Source organism: Carnobacterium mobile DSM 4848 (assembly GCF_000744825.1).
In the GTDB taxonomy this organism is placed as follows: Bacteria; Bacillota; Bacilli; order Lactobacillales; family Carnobacteriaceae; genus Carnobacterium_A; species Carnobacterium_A mobile.
In genome coordinates this window covers 1,391,128-1,407,788 of the sequence record NZ_JQMR01000001.1, presented here as the reverse complement: position 1 = coordinate 1,407,788, position 16,661 = coordinate 1,391,128, and the positions used below count along the sequence as shown (strand labels likewise).

Genomic DNA, 16,661 nt, shown 5'->3' with positions numbered 1-16,661 from the left:
AGAGAGCTTTTAGTATGACAACTACTTTTCTACTTCAATTTTTTTGTTTTCTATGGCAGACATTCGAGTAGATTTAATATAAATGATGATTGTTTTGATTACTGCAAAAGCCGGGACTCCAAAAATAATTCCCACAATCCCCATCATTTTTCCTGCTACTAATAAAATGATAATAATGGTCAATGGGTGGATTGCTAAAGATTTCCCAACGAATTTTGGTGTCAAGAAATTAGCATCAAGCTGTTGTACAATAAATACGACCAAAGCAACAAAAAAAGCTGTTGCCGGAGAAATCGTCAAGCCAACAATAAATGCAGGAGCAGCGCCAATGAAAGGACCAATATAAGGAATAAGATTGGTAGCGCCGTTAATGATTGCTAATAATAGCGTATAAGGCAGTCCAATAAATAAAAAACCAAAGTATATTAAGATAGCCACTACAATACTCGCTAATCCTTTTCCGCTGATATAAGCAGAAATCACTTCATTTGTTTGATGGAGCAGTTCAATAACGTGTTTTTTATATTTTTCGGGAAATAAATTGGCAACAGCCGGTTGAAATTTTTCACCGTCATGAAACATATAAAACAGCATAATGGGCACTGTGATCAAGACAATCGTTAAGTTAGCGACCATTGCCAGGATAGAACTGATACTAGTTGTAACGCTAGATAAAATGGTTTTCGAAATAGCATCAAGTGATATATTTAAACGATTCAGTGTCTCTTCAAGATCCACATTATTGGATTTGGAAAATAAGGTCAAATCTTTGGCTTGTATTTCAATATCTGAAATAATAGCTGGTATATTAGTAACCAAATCTGATAATTGTTCCATCAAGACAGGTACGGTCTTAATAATAAAAGCAGCTGCTCCACCAAGAAAGAGGATCATAACTAACATAACGGCATAACTGCGTTTGAGTTTTACTTTTTGTAAGAGTTTAACCAAAGGATTAAATAAGTAAAATAAAAAACCTGCACTTAAAACGGGAATAAAGAGCGTTGAAAATAAAACGAAAATTGGATGGAAAACAAAGCTGATTCGTGTGGCAAAATAAACAATAACGACGACTGCTAACAGCCACATTGTCCAAAAGAACAGCTTTGAATCTTTAAAAAATTTCATAAAAATAGTCTCCTTTTTAAATCAGTACGGTACAACGGATCATGTATTCATTTATCATCTACTATACTACCATGATTAACGGACTTATTTTACAATAGTTTGACTTCTAAAAAAGACTTAGTATCTAATCTAAAAGAAAAGCAGGCATACTAACTGATTTATGTCTTTAAAATTAAGCTGAATTCAAAAAAAAATTAAGGTTAGCGAAAAAGAGTTGCATTGAAAAGCGAATTAAGTTATGCTTTAAAACGTAACCTTTACGATTTGGTTAAAATAAGTTTATGTGCTTATTTTACTACATAGAGGGTAGGTTAAAAAATTAATTAAGATCAGGAGGATGTATATGCAAAAGAAGAGAAAAGTTATGAGCTTAGTACTGTCTATTGTGGGAACTTTTTTATTGCTTGTTGGTTGCGGAAACACTGGGAACCAATCTGATAGGCCCAATGGAGAAAATACAACTGGGAAGTTAAAAATCGTTACAACTTTTTATCCCATGTATGATTTCACAAAAAATATTGTGCAAAACAAAGCAGATGTCGCTATGTTGATCCCAGCTGGAACGGAACCGCATGACTTTGAACCGAGTGCAAAAATGATTGCCCAAATTGAAAATGCAGACGTCTTTATTTATAATAGTGATGAAATGGAAACTTGGGTACCGAGTGCGTTAAAAGCTATTGATACAAAGAAAGTAACGGTTATCAATGCCAGTAACGGAATTGAATTTATTGAGCACGACGAACATGATGACCATGAGGAAACAGAAGAAGAGGACCATTCAAAAGAACACCATCACGCTGTTGATCCGCATGTTTGGTTAGATCCTGTGCTAGCTCAAATAGAAGTCAAAAATATTCAAGAAGGGCTTGCAACAGTTGACACAGAAAACGCCGCCTCTTATCAAGAAAATGCAGCAGCTTACAACGAAAAATTAGCTGCATTAGATCAAGAATTTAAAGAGGCATTTAAACATGCAACTAACCGTGTATTTGTAACACAACATGCAGCATTTGCTTATTTAGCAAAACAATACGAGTTAACTCAAATTTCGATTTCTGGTTTATCTGCTGAAACAGAACCCAGTCCAGCAAAGCTGGCTGAATTAACCGAATATGTAAATAAATACCATGTAGAATACATTTATTTTGAAAATAACGCCTCTTCAAAAATAGCTGAAACGTTAGCTAATGAAGTCGGGATAGAATTGGCTATTTTGGATCCGATCGAAGGAGTTACTCAAAAAGAGCAAGAAGCCGGTGTTGATTACATTCAAGTAATGAAAAACAACCTTGAAGCATTAAAGAAAAGTATTTATTAAAATTGGCTAGAAAAACAATCAATAATTAGTTTTTTTAACCTAAAAAGTAAACTCTTGAAATCAATAAGTGATTTTAGGAGTTTATTTTTTGTAAAGTCGTATAAGATGCGGAAAAATAATGAACTTGTTAAAATGAATCTATAAGATCAAAATCGCAAAACCAAAAAAAGGAAGGAGATCGACTAATGACTGATTCAACTTCTCAAAACCCGCTAAATCAATATTTTAATGGAACTTACCCTAAACAATATCAAGAGACTCCTGGTATTCAAGGGAAGATGGATCCTTTGCCTGATTGTGGGGAAACGTCGTATAAAGGAAGCGGAAAATTGATTGGCAGAAAAGCATTGATTACAGGCGGAGATTCAGGGATAGGCCGAGCAGCAGCGATAGCCTATGCGCGCGAAGGTGCTGACGTAGCGATTAATTATTTACCGGAAGAACAACCAGATGCCGAAGAGGTAAAAGAACTGATTGAAGCAGAAGGACGAAAAGCAGTATTGATACCTGGAGATTTAAGTGATGAATCTTTTTGCCAAGATTTAGTGAAACAAGCTTATACCGAATTAGATGGACTAGACGTATTGACTTTAGTTGCTGGCCAACAGCAAGCTGTAAAAGATATTACTGAATTACCGACTGACCAACTTCGCAAAACGTTTGAAGTGAATGTCTTTTCATTATTTTGGGTAGTAAAAGCTGCCTTGCCTTATTTGCCAAAAGGAGCTTCTATCATTACCACAACTTCTGTACAAAGTTTTGACCCAAGTCCTATTTTACTGGATTATGCTGCTTCGAAATTTGCCATTACGGGATTTACACGCGGTTTAGCTAAACAATTAGCTCCGAAAGGAATCCGAGTCAATTCAGTTGCTCCTGGTCCAATTTGGACACCATTACAAATTACTGGTGCACAACCGAGCGAAGCCATACCTGAATTTGGCCAACAGGTACCACTGAAAAGAGCGGGTCAACCAGTAGAACTAGCAGATGTGTATGTGTTCCTCGCTTCGACTAGTTCAAGTTATGTGACTGCCCAAGTTTACGGTGTAACGGGTGGAACAGAAATTGCGTAATTTATTTTATTGTTGTTAAAAAGAACCAAAGTTTACTAATAAAACCAATCCCCTTCACTTTAAGCCTATTGTGCTTAAAATGAGGGGATTTTTATGTGGAGGTAATAAAATAGAGCATTCAATTTTCGCAGCATGTTTGAAGGATGCACCGTCTTTTGTTATTTTTAGTGAATTTAGTAACAAATAACAGTAGACAGAAAACTGACTTGAAACGGTTATTTCTTCTTATGATTGTGAACGGTAACCGTATGAAGAATAACCGATAATAAGGTAAAAAATAAAACGGCGAATGCTAGCCAGCGTACCCAAAAATTAGTTAAATTTAAAAGACCCAGTTTAGCTAATCCTTCTTCCATTCCCATCACCAAAAGGGAAGAAAAAGCAATCATAAAGAATAATTGAATATAGCGTTTCAACAGATCGTGCTCCTTTTCAATAGTTTGTTGTAAGGATAAGCCTAAGTTATAACATTCCTCTTTTTTTCGTAAAGGAAGAGCGGACAGTTTCCATGTATTGGTCAATACTACTTCGCCAATAGGTTTCATCCCGGCAGCAGAAAAAACAGTTTGAACACTATTAAAAGTAGTATCAGTCAGACCGGTCACTATGTTTTCCAAAGCTGTCTTATAGCAGCTGGTAATGGTAATATACTTTTTACCTTTTAAATTTCCAGGTTTTAAATCTCCATTTTCGGTTGTTTTGACTGCGTATTGCCGCAGACAATCGAGAAAGTTTTTCGCTATGCCGCTGATTTCTCCCCAGTAAGTAGGCGCTGCTAAAACAACGCAGTCACTTTCCAGTAATTTAGCATAAAGTTTACGAGTATCAGGATGGCTCATCTTTACTTGGTACTCGTCTAAATAAAGCAATTCAGTTATCAAGCCAGCGTCACTTGCACCGGCCAAAACTTCTTCCAACATTTTTGCAGTTTTTCCTCTATGGTTATAACTGCCTAAAATGCCTAATATTTTCATCATAAAGTAAACACTCCTAAAAAGTTCCGTATGCCTTAAGTATACCATAGGATGATTTTTGTGAACTGTTTTACATGTAATAAAAAGGGATGGGAAATTTCTAGGAAAGCTGATTAACATCTCATAAGTAGAAGAAGCGGCTTTTTAAACCAAATTGAATAAAAAAACATTTTTCTTAGCGGAAATGGTGTTCTGTGGTAGAATGATAAATGGCAATTTTTTTAAGTGCAGCTCTGCTGGCTTAACGAATCAGGAGGAAGAACATGAAGAAAATAAAAGGTAAAAAGTTATTTCTCGCTATGCTATTAGTAGGAATTCTTATAGGAATAAGTCTGGTTTATGTACATAATAGCGCGGAAACACAAGAAAAAGAAGTCAAAATCACTCTTTTGGCAACATCTGATATTCATGGACGCTTTATGCCATGGGATTATGCGATTGATGAACCAAATCTAGAAGGCAGTTTAACACAACTTCAAACCCTTATAAAAAAGATTCGTCAAGAAAATCCTAATACTATTTTATTGGATGCAGGAGATATGATTCAAGATAATTCAGCTGAATTATTTAATGATCAGCCTGAGTCACCTATGATGGCGGCTATGAATGAAATGGGATATGACGTATGGACTCTTGGGAATCATGAATTTAATTTTGGACTGGATACACTGAAGAAAATAGCTGATCAATATACGGGTATTAAGTTAGCCGGAAATGTTTATCAAAAAAACGGCGAACGCTTTTTACCAGCTTCTACTGTTATTGAGAGGGCTGGAATCAAAATCGGCATTATCGGAATGGTGACTCCCATGGTGACAGAATTTGAGAAAGGCAGTTCACATTTAGACGGTATCGAAATTAGGAGTGCGATCAAAGAAACGAAAAAAGCGGTAGCAGATTTAGAGGGAAAAGCAGATGCAGTAGTTGGCTTAGTTCATATGGGCTTAGAAAATGAATACGATGTTGCTGGAACGGGTGTCCAAGAACTGACTAAAGCTGTTCCTGAATTGGATGCCGTTTTTGCTGGGCATGCACATGAATTGATTAAAGACACGGAATCAAACGGCATACCAGTTACAGAACCAGAAAATTACGGTACGTATCTTTCTAGAATTGATTTGACATTCAGTAAGAAAGGCGACCATTTTGAATTACAGCAAAAAGACGTCACAGCTATTCCAGTTGTAGCCGCAGATGGAACGGTTACCGAATCAGACAAAGAATTAGAGACAATTTTACAACCTTATCATGAACTTGCGCGTGCAGACGCTAATGAAATAGTAGGTGAGTTGAAAGGAATGAATTTGGTTCCTGAAGACACCATCAAGGGCATCCCAGCAGTTCAAACACAAGAGACTCCTTTGATAGATTTTTTACATGAAGTGATGCTCTATTATAGTCATGCAGATGTCGTTGCTCATCAAATTGATAACGATCAAGCCTCATTAGAAATCGGACCGATTCGGAAAAAAGATTTAGGGTATAACTACCAATTTGAGGATGGAGACGTTTCTGTTTATAAAGTAACCGGCCAAGATTTAAAAGATTATATGGAGTGGGCTGCTGGTTATTTTAATACTGCTCAACCGGGAGATGTTACGATCAGCTTTAATGAAAGGCGGCGAACAGCCGATAAAGTGACGAATGATTTGTTCGGAAACATCAAATATGAAATTGATTTAAGCGAAGAACCAGGAAATCGTATTAAAAATTTACGTAAATTGGATGGTACGCCAATCAAGATGAGTGACCAGTTAAAACTAGGCATGAACTCAAGAAGAATGGAGTTTCTTCGTTCAGATGGCGAATTGTTTTCAAACCGAGAATTTAATAAAATATGGGAATCTCAAGCTGAAAGTGCATATGGAGCAACAGAAGGGACTCTTCAAAAACTAGCTACTAAGTATTTAGTAGAAGAATTGAATGGAAAATATACACCAGAACCAAAAAACAATTGGAAAATAGTGGGAATAGAAACCGAATCTCCAGCTTACTCAGCCGTTGTCGAACTTGTCAATAAAGAGATTTTAGATATTCCCCGTTCAAAAGAGGGAAGCGGAACGAATATTGCCTCTATCAATGTAACTAAACCGATTGTTAAAGAAGAAATCAGTTACTTGTCTTCAAAAGCTAATGTAGACAAAAACCAGTTTGCGGATGTGAAAACAACGGGAGAGTTTTATTTACAGTTAGCTCGAGTATTAAAAGAACAAGAATCCGTTAACAATAAATAGGAAATTTATCTAACCTATTTTTCGCTATTTGTAGGAAAGGAAAAAATAATGAAGAAAAGTACCTCTTTCTGCTGGATGATTGGATTATTATGGAGTATCTTCTTTATATTATGGAGCCCAGAAGTCTACGGTCAGACAGAAAGCGCGACTAACCAATATGCAAGTAAAGATTCAGCAGATTCAGTGGTAGATAAGAAAGCTGATTTGTCAGAAATCTATCAAAACACAAAGATTTATAATGGGATGCTCTCTTTTGAAGGAAAACTCTCTTATGAGATAAAAGGTCATGAAGGGACAATGACAGATATTCCAGTAAATAAAACTGGGAAATTTGCTGTGGACTTTGGTGAAAAAGAATTTAAGGTTGGAGATACGCTTATTTTTCATATAATCAGTGATGAGCCGGCTGGAATGGAAGAGACTATTGAGAAGCAAATTTTACTAGCAACAGCAGGCAAAGAAGTGATTTATCTTGAAGCAGAATCTTCTGAAGAAAAAGAACTTGAAGCAAACACGGTTTTACCTGCGCTTTATCCCTATACCAAACACTATATGGGCACAACGGATCCTAGTTCTTCTATTCGGTTATTCATCAATACACAACTAAGTGATCCAATCCAAGCAGATGCTGTGACTGGAGAATTTACACTCTCTTTTGATGATCAAGGATTACAAACAGGGCAAGTGATTCAATTCATTTTGTTATCTGATGGGATTACCCATCTCATGGAAAAGACCGTTTCAGAACCAACAGAAGAGTGGAAAAAGCGAGTAGCTGAAATCAAAGAAGCTACTGAATTACCAGATATCTATCAAAATATGGGGAATTACGCTGGAAAAACCATTTCCGAAGCAACGATAACTCTTAACTACTGTGATCAATTGGCCGCTGAAAGCACAGCTGATAAAAACGGCAACTTTATTTTTGATTTAAGCATACTTAATGAAATAAGTGCAGAAGACAGCCTTGAGATTACGATAACGGATACAACAGGGGTGTTTGCAACTTTTGAAAAAGTGGTTTTATTGGAAAAAAGCCAGGTGGATAATGAGGAAGAAGTCCCTGATCTAGAAACAGGAGAAGAAAATAAACTACCAGAGCCTGACGAGCATCAAGAGTCTCTTACGAAAAATGAAAGTCAAAAGAAGACGAAAGACAAACAAAGATTGCCGTTGGAGGAGACTACTGATAAAACGCATTTTTCGCTGTTACCTGATTCAACGGAACCAGGAAAAACAGCACATGTAAAAAATGAGGGAACTGCATTACCTGATTCGAAAAGTGAAACTACCCTATTTTCTTCAGCAGAGAAAAGTACTGAAGTATTGGAAAAAAATAAAAATGAAGCTGGAAAGTCAGCAGATAACGATTCTACTGCTCTAATGGGACTTGTTGTGCTGGGCACACTTGTGATGTCCGCATTTTTATATAAATATTAAAGGCAAACTCCAAGAATAAATAAAGAGATTCTTTTTGAACCCGCTGCTTTTGCAGTGGGTCTTTTTTTCTGTTCCTCTTATTAAAGGATTTAGTCTTACAGTTTTGAAATCCAAGTCTTCCGAAGAATTTTAAGAATAGGACGGATAGTTAAGAAGATACTGGCTAATAAATAAATAACACTACCATAAACAGCGGGAGCGCCAAAAAGATTCAATAAACTACCAGCTACAAACATTAATCCAGTGATAACATCATTCGTTAATGAAATAATTTGGTACTTTTGTTGGAAATAAATCTTGAAACGTTTGGATTTAATGACAACATCATTTTTTTTGCGATTGATTTTTGGCATATCTGTTCTTCCTTTCTTAATCGGTTATTTTTTATTGTTTACTATATATTTATTTTATCAAATACCGTTTGAAAACTCAGGTGATAAGGTAGTTCAACTTATCCAGTTGCGTTGGAGAGTTGAGGAGAGATAGACCCCGCCCATCAAGTTTTTGGTCCATCCATAAATAGTTAAAGCACTTCAATAGCACTCCTCTAATGGAAACGCTAGAATAGAGAAAAAGAATAGTGATTACAAACATTAATTTGAATAGAGGGTGATCCGTTATGTATGGAAGTATTGTGTTAAAGGTTGCTTTTGGATTAATCGGGTTATTGTTTTTTACCCGTTTATTAGGGAAAAAAAGTATGTCTGATATTACACCATTTGATTTAATTTATACTTTGGTGCTGGGAGGGCTTTTGGAAGAATCAATCTATGATGAAAAGATCCGTTTAATCCATTTTTTTCTAGCTTTGACGGTATGGGGAGTTATGATTTACAGTATTGAAACGTTTGTACAAAAAAATGATAGAATCAATAAATGGATCAAAGGCGAGCCCTGCGTTTTAGTGCAGGATGGTCAGCTGAATATTAAAGGATTGAACAGCAACCACGTAGAAATGGAACAGTTAAGAACGATGATGAGGCAGCAAAACTGTTTTTCTTTGCAAGAAGCAAAACATGTGATTCTTGAAACAGGTGGAACGATCAGTGTGATGAAAAATGAAAAAGAAGATACGATATTGACCATTCTTTTAATCGATGAAGGGAAAATAAGTGAAAAAGCATTAGAAAGTATTCATAAAACAGAAGATTGGTTACGGGAACGATTAAGAAAAGAAGGACAGATGCAAATAGCGGAAATTGCATATGCTGAGTGGTCGAGCGAACGAGGTCTATATATTAAAACTTATGCTGATTCAATAAAAGAGCCTTATGAAATTGATGGGTAATAAATAAAAATAACCTATCCTTTCTTTAGACAAAAAGGATAGGACGTTTTTTTAATCAAAGGCTACAGCGATCATCAATGCGTCAATTGGATCAACTACTTGATCAATAACATAGACTGTTGTTCCGTCTTGCCAAAGGATCCGGTTGGTTTCACGCTCGGAATCAAGATGAGCATAACCATGAGGGTTAGGAACCGGAAGACTGTTCTCTTCTAAGAACTCTACTGCTTCTTTCGCTAATTCAGTACCTTGTTCGCTATTTGAGGTTCTGGCATGGACAGCCAAAGCCCATTGGCCTTCATTCCAGCCAGTATAAACAGAACCGGCTCCTGCGTCTTGATAGCCGGTAATATCATACCCTAGATCGACTTCTTGTCCGCCTTGTTCACTGAACGTTTGATGGACTATTTGATCGTCAGCTTCTTTTTGAGAAGGATATTGTTGAACCGTTAATTGGGCAATTTTTTCAGCTGAACTGGTGCTATTCGTTAACTGCTGATTGTTAATCGGGATTGGTTCATCACTTTCATAAAAGACAACAGCATAGGTACCCGCTTCGGATGAAGTAGTCGCACTTAGATGTTTGCCCTCTTTCATTGGGAGTTGTTTAGGTAAATGGATAGGCGCATCGGTATAGAGTTCATTTTCAATGGCTTCAAGAACCTCTTGTTGAGATAAAGCAGCTGGTTGTTCGCTCGAACTTGTTGATGAAGCCGCACTTGATTGATTGGCTGCTTCACTGCTGGAACTTTCTTCAACTGTGCTTTCCTGACTGCTGCTTTGGCTAGTTTCTTCTGCAGAACTTGCTTGAGAAGATGTGTTAGTTGTTTCATTATCAGGGGCGTTGTTCATTGAACAGCCGGCTAATACTGCCATTGTGATAAATGCAGGAAACAAAGCTTTTTTATTTATCATAAAATCATCCTTGTACATTATATTTAAGGTTTTAGTCTTCCGACAAAAAAAGGAAAACCTTATGAACCTAAGTTGTTTCTTAGTTGGTATTTCCTCAATTATTTGAGAAAATATACTTAATGGATTGAGAGGTGGATCGTCCCATCCTTCGTTAAAATGAAAAAGTTTTCTATTTTATTATAAAAGATCTGAACCATGATATCTAATGATCTGTTTTATTATTATCAGGAAAAAAAAGGCAACATCTTCTTAGCTTTCTTTAAACCGATGAATGATTTCTGCTAAAGATTCCTGCAAAGTGATGGCAGGACGTTTTAACAACAAGGGCAAGCCTTCACTTATGAACAGGGATTGCAAGAGACTCTGTAGGAACACCTTTTTTTAATAATGCCTCAACTACTTTAGTACCTAACATACCGGTGGCGCCAGTGACTAAAATTTTCATATGAAACCCTCCTTTAGTTAAGAAGTGAAAACGCTTGTGTATACAAATAGTTTACGCTTGATTAAACAGTTAATCAACTTAAAGACAATAAGCGAATTTCTCTGCTAGTGACAAATAACAACGTATTCTTTTAAGGCAAGAAGAAAAGAGGTCAAAAACTGTATTAAAATCGGATGTGGATTAGCAGAATGCAGTGTCAAAATGTAAAAAATACTGTATACTAAAGGATAAGATTTTAAAAAAAATAAAGATAGAGGCGCGGTTTTTAAGAGTACAACTAGTGAGAGGGCACGATGAAGTAGTTGGAAAGGGAAAATCGCCGAAGTGTTTAACAGTGCCAAACTGTTGGATGCTGGGGCTGAACAGAATATGTTCAGCACTGTCACAAAATTTCAGGCATGAATTTGTGGAGGACTATCAACAAAGGGTACTGAATTGTGTGAATCTATACATAAAGTGCGCCTTGAGTTGAATAGAACTCAAGGCGTTTTTTTGCGTTCAAATTAAGAAAGGGAGTAAGAAAATGAAGAAGAAAATTGGTTTGGTTTCAGCATTAGCAATTTTTATGGTAGTTGCTGCTAATATGGATTTCTCAAATGGAAACGGTTCTGGTGTCAATTATGGGTGGTTTACATTAGTACCGCCTTTTGTTTCGATAATATTAGCCTTTGTAACTAAAAATGTTATTATCTCATTATTTATCGGTATTTTTTCAGGAGCATATGTCCTTCATTTAGCAACGAGCAATTCTTTTTTTGCGATAATACAAGCATTTTTAAGCGTTGTAGATTATGCGTTGACTTCTTTGGCTGATCCTTGGAATGCGGGGATTATTCTCCAAGTCTTAACAATAGGCGGATTAATAGCCTTGATGACTAAAATGGGAGGTGCAAAAGCTGTTGCTTCTGCTTTGTCAAACAAAGCTAAAGGTCCTAAAAGTGCCCAAGTGATTACGTGGATTTTGGGTATACTGATGTTTTTTGATGATTACGCTAATTCCTTAATTGTTGGACCTGTGATGAGGCCAGTGACAGATGAAAAACATGTCTCTAGAGAAAAATTAGCCTTTATTGTTGATGCAACGGCAGCTCCGATTGCCGGGATAGCCTTAATTTCAACTTGGGTAGGGTATGAAGTAGGTTTGATCAAGGAGGGGTATGAAGCGATTGGCCAAACAGTCAATGCTTATGGTATTTTTGTTCAAACGTTACCTTATCGATTTTATAATTTCTTAATGTTGGCTTTTGTATTAGCGACTATTCTATTATTAAAAGAATTTGGGCCCATGCTGAACGCTGAAAAAAAAGCACGTAATCGTACTTTATATGATGAAGATGAGTTGAATATGGTCTCGTCAAAAGAAATTGATGAGATGGAACCAGCTGAAGGAACAAAATTAAGCATTTGGAATATGATTATTCCAATCGGTACGTTAATTGTAGCAGCTTTCGTTGGTTTTTATTTCAATGGATACAATGCAATCATAGAAAATGGAGAAGCTGCGGCTATAGCAGTTCTGAAAGCAAGTCCTTTGTCTCTTTTAGCTATCCAAGAAGCTTTTGGTGCTTCGGATGCGAGTATCGTGTTGTTTCAGGCAGCTTTATTGGCAAGCCTCGTAGCCATGACGATGGGTGTATCACAAAAGACCTTTACTTGGGGTGAAGCAGTCGATACTTGGATCAATGGAATGAAATCTTTGATTATCACGGGAGCAATTTTATTGCTGGCTTGGTCATTGAGCGCCGTTATCAGAGAATTAGGTACAGCAGAATTTTTAGTATCTTTGTTATCCGATACAATGCCCGTATTCTTACTGCCGTCTATCGTCTTTATTCTAGGGTCAATTATTTCGTTTGCGACTGGGACGTCTTATGGCGCAATGGGAATTTTAATGCCGCTGGCTATTCCTTTATCAGCAGCATTATCCAACAATCCTGATTTTATTATTATCACAACTGGAGCCGTTTTGACAGGTGCTATTTTCGGAGACCATTGTTCACCGATTTCCGATACAACTATTTTGTCATCGATGGGAGCAGGAGCAGACCATTTAGAACATGTAAAGACCCAATTGTTGTATGCGATCGTGGTTGCAGCCATCGCTATTATTTTTGGGTTTATTCCTGCTGGTTTAGGGCTATCCGTTTGGATCGTGCTACCGATGGCATTGATCGTGACAGTGGCTGTTGTTTACTTCTTTGGCAAACGTGTGACTCAATCCGTTTCTGAAATCCTAAAATGAAAAATATGAAAAGGACTAAAGTGCTATCTTTTGATTAGAAAAATAAAGTATGTCAAACTATACTTACTAACGAATTGGGGGTATTAAAATGGCAGATGAAAGAGAAAAAGCGTTAAAAATTATTTCTAAAAACAGTATTGGCGTCTTATCCACTGTTTCAGACAACAAACCCAAAGCTTATTATATGACCTTTTTTAATGAAGGTTTTGTTTTATATACATTAACAGATAAAAGAACCACCAAAGTGAAAGAGTTAGAAGAAAATCCAAATGCATTTGTATTGTTAGGATATGAAGAAGGCGTTTTAAATAAAGATTATGTAGAGATCGAAGGTAAGCTTTCTCTTACAGATGATCAGTCTCTAATCGATCATCTATGGAGCGCGTATATGAACGTTATCTTTGATGGGAAAGATGATCCGAATATTCTGATTTTACAATTAAAACCAGAAACAGCAAGACTGCGTGGAACAAAAAATAACGATGCGATTCCGATTGATCTCAGCTAATAGGCTAGGATCAGAAAAAAGTGTTAACTAACAGCAATTTTATTGCGTTAGTTAGCACTTTTTTTATTTTTCTGAATTAGCAAGAAAGGATCATTAGCTTATATTTTTTAGGGGATCTTTTGTGCCCCTGCTTTGGAATTGGTTGATGCGTTCATCAAGGATCTGTCCCTGTTCTATAATTAAGGCGTGGTCTAAAACGTTATTGGGGCGATTCTCAACTAAATCATCAATGTACTTAGCAGTTTCTTGTGAAATTGCACTTGAAGAAGTCCGATAAAAAATAGTTGGTGTATGATCGACTGTGTAATGAACAACCCCCTCTACTTCATAAATAGGATGGGCTAGTGTTGTAGGGATAGTTGTTTCAATTGCGCCATTTTCATCACAACTGACATCAATGATCATTGTACCTTCTTTAAATTTTTTCAGATCTTTTTGATAAATCAGATGGTCTGTACGAGTAGTATCCCATAAAATTGCATTAACAATTACATCAAAGTTAGTCATTTCTTTCCGGAACAGCGCTTCTTGTCTGCGGTCATATACTTGGACATCTGCCCCTAAACTCGTTAAGATTTTTTGAGCTCCACGAGCTGTGTTGCCGCGACCTAAAAGCGCTACTTTGGTATCATACGGCATAACACCGTTCAATTGATAAGCATGCATGACTGCTGCTTCGCCGGCCAATTCATTATTGCGCCAGTAAGAATGTCGGTGATCTTCATACATATCTTCCCAAGCATAGGCAGAAAGACCATTAGCTATTAAGATTTCTGTTACTTCTTTGCTTTGGACTGCATGAATCCAACCAAAAAGGGTTTGTCCTGGTTGTAAGCTTTTTAAAAAATCAGCATCACCAATTTTAGGATCGCAAATAATATCTTGTGACAAAGCAACTTGTCTTGAAACAATTTGGCAGCCTAAAGCCATATATTCGTTATCAGAAATATTTAAATCGCTTCCATAACCTTGTTCAAAAAACAGAACTTCTCGATGCTGAATGTGTGCAACATCTCTTGGCAGCAAAGCAATTCGTTTTTCGCCAGTTTTATGACTGTTGACAAATCCGATGGTTTTCAATGGTTCCTGTAGCATATTTCCTAACCTCCTATGTGTAATCATTATGTGCGAGAAAGCCGGACATAGTACTTCATTATCTCATTAATATAGTTTCATTACAAATTCACTTTAAAAAAAAGGAAAAAACAAGTCAAAAGCTGACGCATAGTCAGTACCTTTTGGCTTGTTTTCAACAAAACGATTCGTAGGTAGCGTGATTTTATTCAACGGTCACACTTTTAGCAAGATTTCTTGGTTTATCTACATCGTTCCCACGTTGCAAGCTAGTATAATAAGCCAACAATTGTGTGGGAACGACACTGACTAATGGAGTAAGTAAAGGATTGACTTTTGGCAAAATGAATTGATCGCCTAGTTGCTCTAAGCCTTCCATAGAGAAAACCATTGTATTCGCGCCACGGGCTTGAACTTCTTGTACGTTTCCGCGAGTATGTCCAGCGATACCTTCATCAGTAATCACGGCAATCACGGGTGTGCCTTCTTCAATCAATGCAATCGTTCCATGTTTTAGTTCTCCAGCAGCGAATCCCTCAGTCTGTACGTAAGAAACTTCCTTCAGTTTTAGTGAAGCTTCCATAGCTACATAATAATCAACTCCGCGACCAATATAAAAAGCATTGCGGCTGATACTTAAATAATCTGCTGCCATTTGTTCGATCTGATGTTTTTCAGAGAGAATACTTTCCATTCCGCTGGCTACGATTCCAAGATCATGACCAATGGAATCCTGTACAACTAGACCGGTTTCTTTACCTGCCACTTCGGCTAATATAGCTAAAACGGCGATTTGAGCAGTATAAGCTTTGGTAGAAGCGACAGCTATTTCAGGGCCGGCATGTAACAGTAGAGTAAACTCTGCTTCGCGAGAAAGTGTTGAACCAGCTACATTGGTTAATGTTAAAGAAGGGTGGCCCATCTCATTGACTTTGACCAACACTTGACGGCTGTCTGCTGTTTCTCCGCTTTGCGACAAGAAAATGAAGAAAGGTTTTTTGGTCAATAAAGGCATATTGTGTCCAAATTCACTGGATAAATGAACTTCAGTAGGAATATGAGTTAGTTTTTCTAATAGCTGTTTCCCTACCCATCCTGCATTGTAACTCGTTCCGCAAGCTACGATATAAATCCGATCACTGGCAATCAATTTAGCAAGAATAGTTTTATCTAATTCAAATACCCCTTCATCATTTTGATAAGCTTGAATGATTTTCCGGATAACTGCTGGCTGTTCATCCATTTCTTTTGCCATATAGTAAGGATAAGTCCCTTTGTCTAAGTCATTCAAATTGATTTCTGCCGTATAAGCTTCTCGCTCGATCACTTCATTCAGCTGGTTTTCAATGGTAATCGTATCGCGAGACAACGTCACAATTTCGCCGTCGGTCAACTCGATAAATTGATTTGTTTCTTGAATCATGGCCATAGCATCGCTGCAAATAACGTTAAACCCGTCGCCTTTCCCAACTAATAAAGGACTTTTATTTTTAGCTGCATAAATGATTTCAGGCTGCTCCTTGTCAATTAATGCTAATGCATAGGATCCTCTTAAAAGCGCAGCTGTTTCTTTAAAAGCTTCGAGGGTAGAAACAGTATTTTTTTCTACCAAATGAGCAATGAGTTGAACAATAATTTCTGTGTCCGTATCGCTTGTTAAGTGAGTGTTAGCTAAATAAGTTTGTTTAAGTTCTTGATAGTTTTCGATTACACCATTATGAACCAGAGTAAAACGGCCATTAGCTGATTGGTGTGGATGAGCATTTTCTATGCTTGGAACCCCGTGAGTCGCCCAACGAGTATGTCCAATACCTGAGGCAGCTGCTGCAGTTGAGTCAACTACTTTTCTTAACGCAGCAATCCGTCCTTGTTCTTTAAATAAATAGCTTCTTTTATTTTCATCAATAACAAAAATACCGGCAGAGTCATAACCTCGATATTCTAATTTTTCCAAACCTTGCAGCAAGATGTCTTTAGCATCTCGGTTTCCGATGTACCCAACTATTCCACACATGA

14 protein-coding genes and 1 riboswitch are annotated in these 16,661 nt (G+C 37.0%); of the genes, 7 read left to right on the top strand and 7 right to left on the bottom strand.

What is annotated here, in order from left to right:
- Positions 1-21: 21 nt before the first annotated feature.
- Positions 22-1,128: an AI-2E family transporter gene (locus tag BR87_RS06550; RefSeq protein ID WP_035030124.1), complete on the bottom strand. Its 1,107-nt coding sequence runs from the start codon at positions 1,126-1,128 to the stop codon at positions 22-24.
- Between the two features lie 343 nt (positions 1,129-1,471).
- On the opposite strand from BR87_RS06550, the gene BR87_RS06545 reads away from it, so the two are divergent.
- Both BR87_RS06545 and BR87_RS06540 read left to right on the top strand, forming a co-directional pair.
- Positions 1,472-2,449 (top strand): metal ABC transporter substrate-binding protein, encoded by a 978-nt coding sequence (locus BR87_RS06545; RefSeq protein ID WP_035030122.1) that lies wholly within the window; start codon positions 1,472-1,474, stop codon positions 2,447-2,449.
- A gap of 185 nt (positions 2,450-2,634) precedes the next feature.
- Complete coding sequence (locus BR87_RS06540; RefSeq protein WP_035030119.1) at positions 2,635-3,525, top strand: SDR family oxidoreductase; 891 nt, start codon at positions 2,635-2,637, stop codon at positions 3,523-3,525.
- 215 nt (positions 3,526-3,740) lie between these two features.
- Here the strand turns inward: BR87_RS06540 and BR87_RS06535 are convergent, their stop codons facing one another.
- Positions 3,741-4,502 carry a flavodoxin family protein gene (locus BR87_RS06535; RefSeq protein WP_051929711.1) on the bottom strand — a complete coding sequence of 254 codons (762 nt, stop codon included), beginning with the start codon at positions 4,500-4,502 and terminating at the stop codon, positions 3,741-3,743.
- A gap of 260 nt (positions 4,503-4,762) precedes the next feature.
- Here BR87_RS06535 and BR87_RS06530 point away from each other — a divergent pair, with 260 nt between their 5' ends.
- A complete protein-coding gene (locus tag BR87_RS06530; RefSeq protein WP_035030116.1) occupies positions 4,763-6,733 on the top strand; it encodes a bifunctional metallophosphatase/5'-nucleotidase in 1,971 nt (656 codons plus the stop codon).
- Between the two features lie 48 nt (positions 6,734-6,781).
- Entirely contained in the window at positions 6,782-8,173 is a 1,392-nt protein-coding gene (locus tag BR87_RS06525; RefSeq protein WP_035030114.1) for a hypothetical protein, read from the top strand.
- A 95-nt stretch (positions 8,174-8,268) separates the two neighbouring features.
- On the opposite strand, the gene BR87_RS06520 is transcribed toward BR87_RS06525, so the two are convergent.
- Entirely contained in the window at positions 8,269-8,526 is a 258-nt protein-coding gene (locus tag BR87_RS06520; protein WP_035030112.1) for a YrhK family protein, read from the bottom strand.
- A gap of 266 nt (positions 8,527-8,792) precedes the next feature.
- Here BR87_RS06520 and BR87_RS06515 point away from each other — a divergent pair, with 266 nt between their 5' ends.
- A complete protein-coding gene (locus tag BR87_RS06515) occupies positions 8,793-9,461 on the top strand; it encodes a DUF421 domain-containing protein (RefSeq protein ID WP_035030110.1) in 669 nt (222 codons plus the stop codon).
- Positions 9,462-9,512: 51 nt separating this feature from the next.
- Here BR87_RS06515 and BR87_RS06510 read toward each other — a convergent pair whose 3' ends face one another.
- A complete protein-coding gene (locus tag BR87_RS06510) occupies positions 9,513-10,376 on the bottom strand; it encodes a hypothetical protein (protein WP_051929709.1) in 864 nt (287 codons plus the stop codon).
- A 334-nt stretch (positions 10,377-10,710) separates the two neighbouring features.
- On the bottom strand, positions 10,711-10,821 hold the full coding sequence (locus BR87_RS13030) for an NAD-dependent epimerase/dehydratase family protein (RefSeq protein ID WP_211249972.1): 111 nt from the start codon (positions 10,819-10,821) through the stop codon (positions 10,711-10,713).
- Positions 10,822-11,064: 243 nt separating this feature from the next.
- A riboswitch (Lysine riboswitch) is annotated at positions 11,065-11,246 on the top strand.
- A gap of 98 nt (positions 11,247-11,344) precedes the next feature.
- On the opposite strand from BR87_RS13030, the gene BR87_RS06505 reads away from it, so the two are divergent.
- Together BR87_RS06505 and BR87_RS06500 are read left to right on the top strand one after the other, a co-directional pair.
- Positions 11,345-13,063, top strand: coding sequence for a Na+/H+ antiporter NhaC family protein (locus BR87_RS06505; protein WP_035030108.1), 1,719 nt, complete (start codon positions 11,345-11,347; stop codon positions 13,061-13,063).
- A gap of 88 nt (positions 13,064-13,151) precedes the next feature.
- A complete protein-coding gene (locus tag BR87_RS06500) occupies positions 13,152-13,571 on the top strand; it encodes a pyridoxamine 5'-phosphate oxidase family protein (protein WP_035030107.1) in 420 nt (139 codons plus the stop codon).
- 93 nt (positions 13,572-13,664) lie between these two features.
- On the opposite strand, the gene BR87_RS06495 is transcribed toward BR87_RS06500, so the two are convergent.
- Both BR87_RS06495 and glmS read right to left on the bottom strand, forming a co-directional pair.
- The gene (locus tag BR87_RS06495; RefSeq protein ID WP_035030105.1) at positions 13,665-14,666 is read right to left on the bottom strand and encodes a N(5)-(carboxyethyl)ornithine synthase; all 1,002 of its coding nucleotides are present in this window, start codon (positions 14,664-14,666) and stop codon (positions 13,665-13,667) included.
- A 184-nt stretch (positions 14,667-14,850) separates the two neighbouring features.
- Positions 14,851-16,659: a glutamine--fructose-6-phosphate transaminase (isomerizing) gene (glmS, locus tag BR87_RS06490; RefSeq protein ID WP_035030102.1), complete on the bottom strand. Its 1,809-nt coding sequence runs from the start codon at positions 16,657-16,659 to the stop codon at positions 14,851-14,853.
- Positions 16,660-16,661 lie beyond the last annotated feature (2 nt).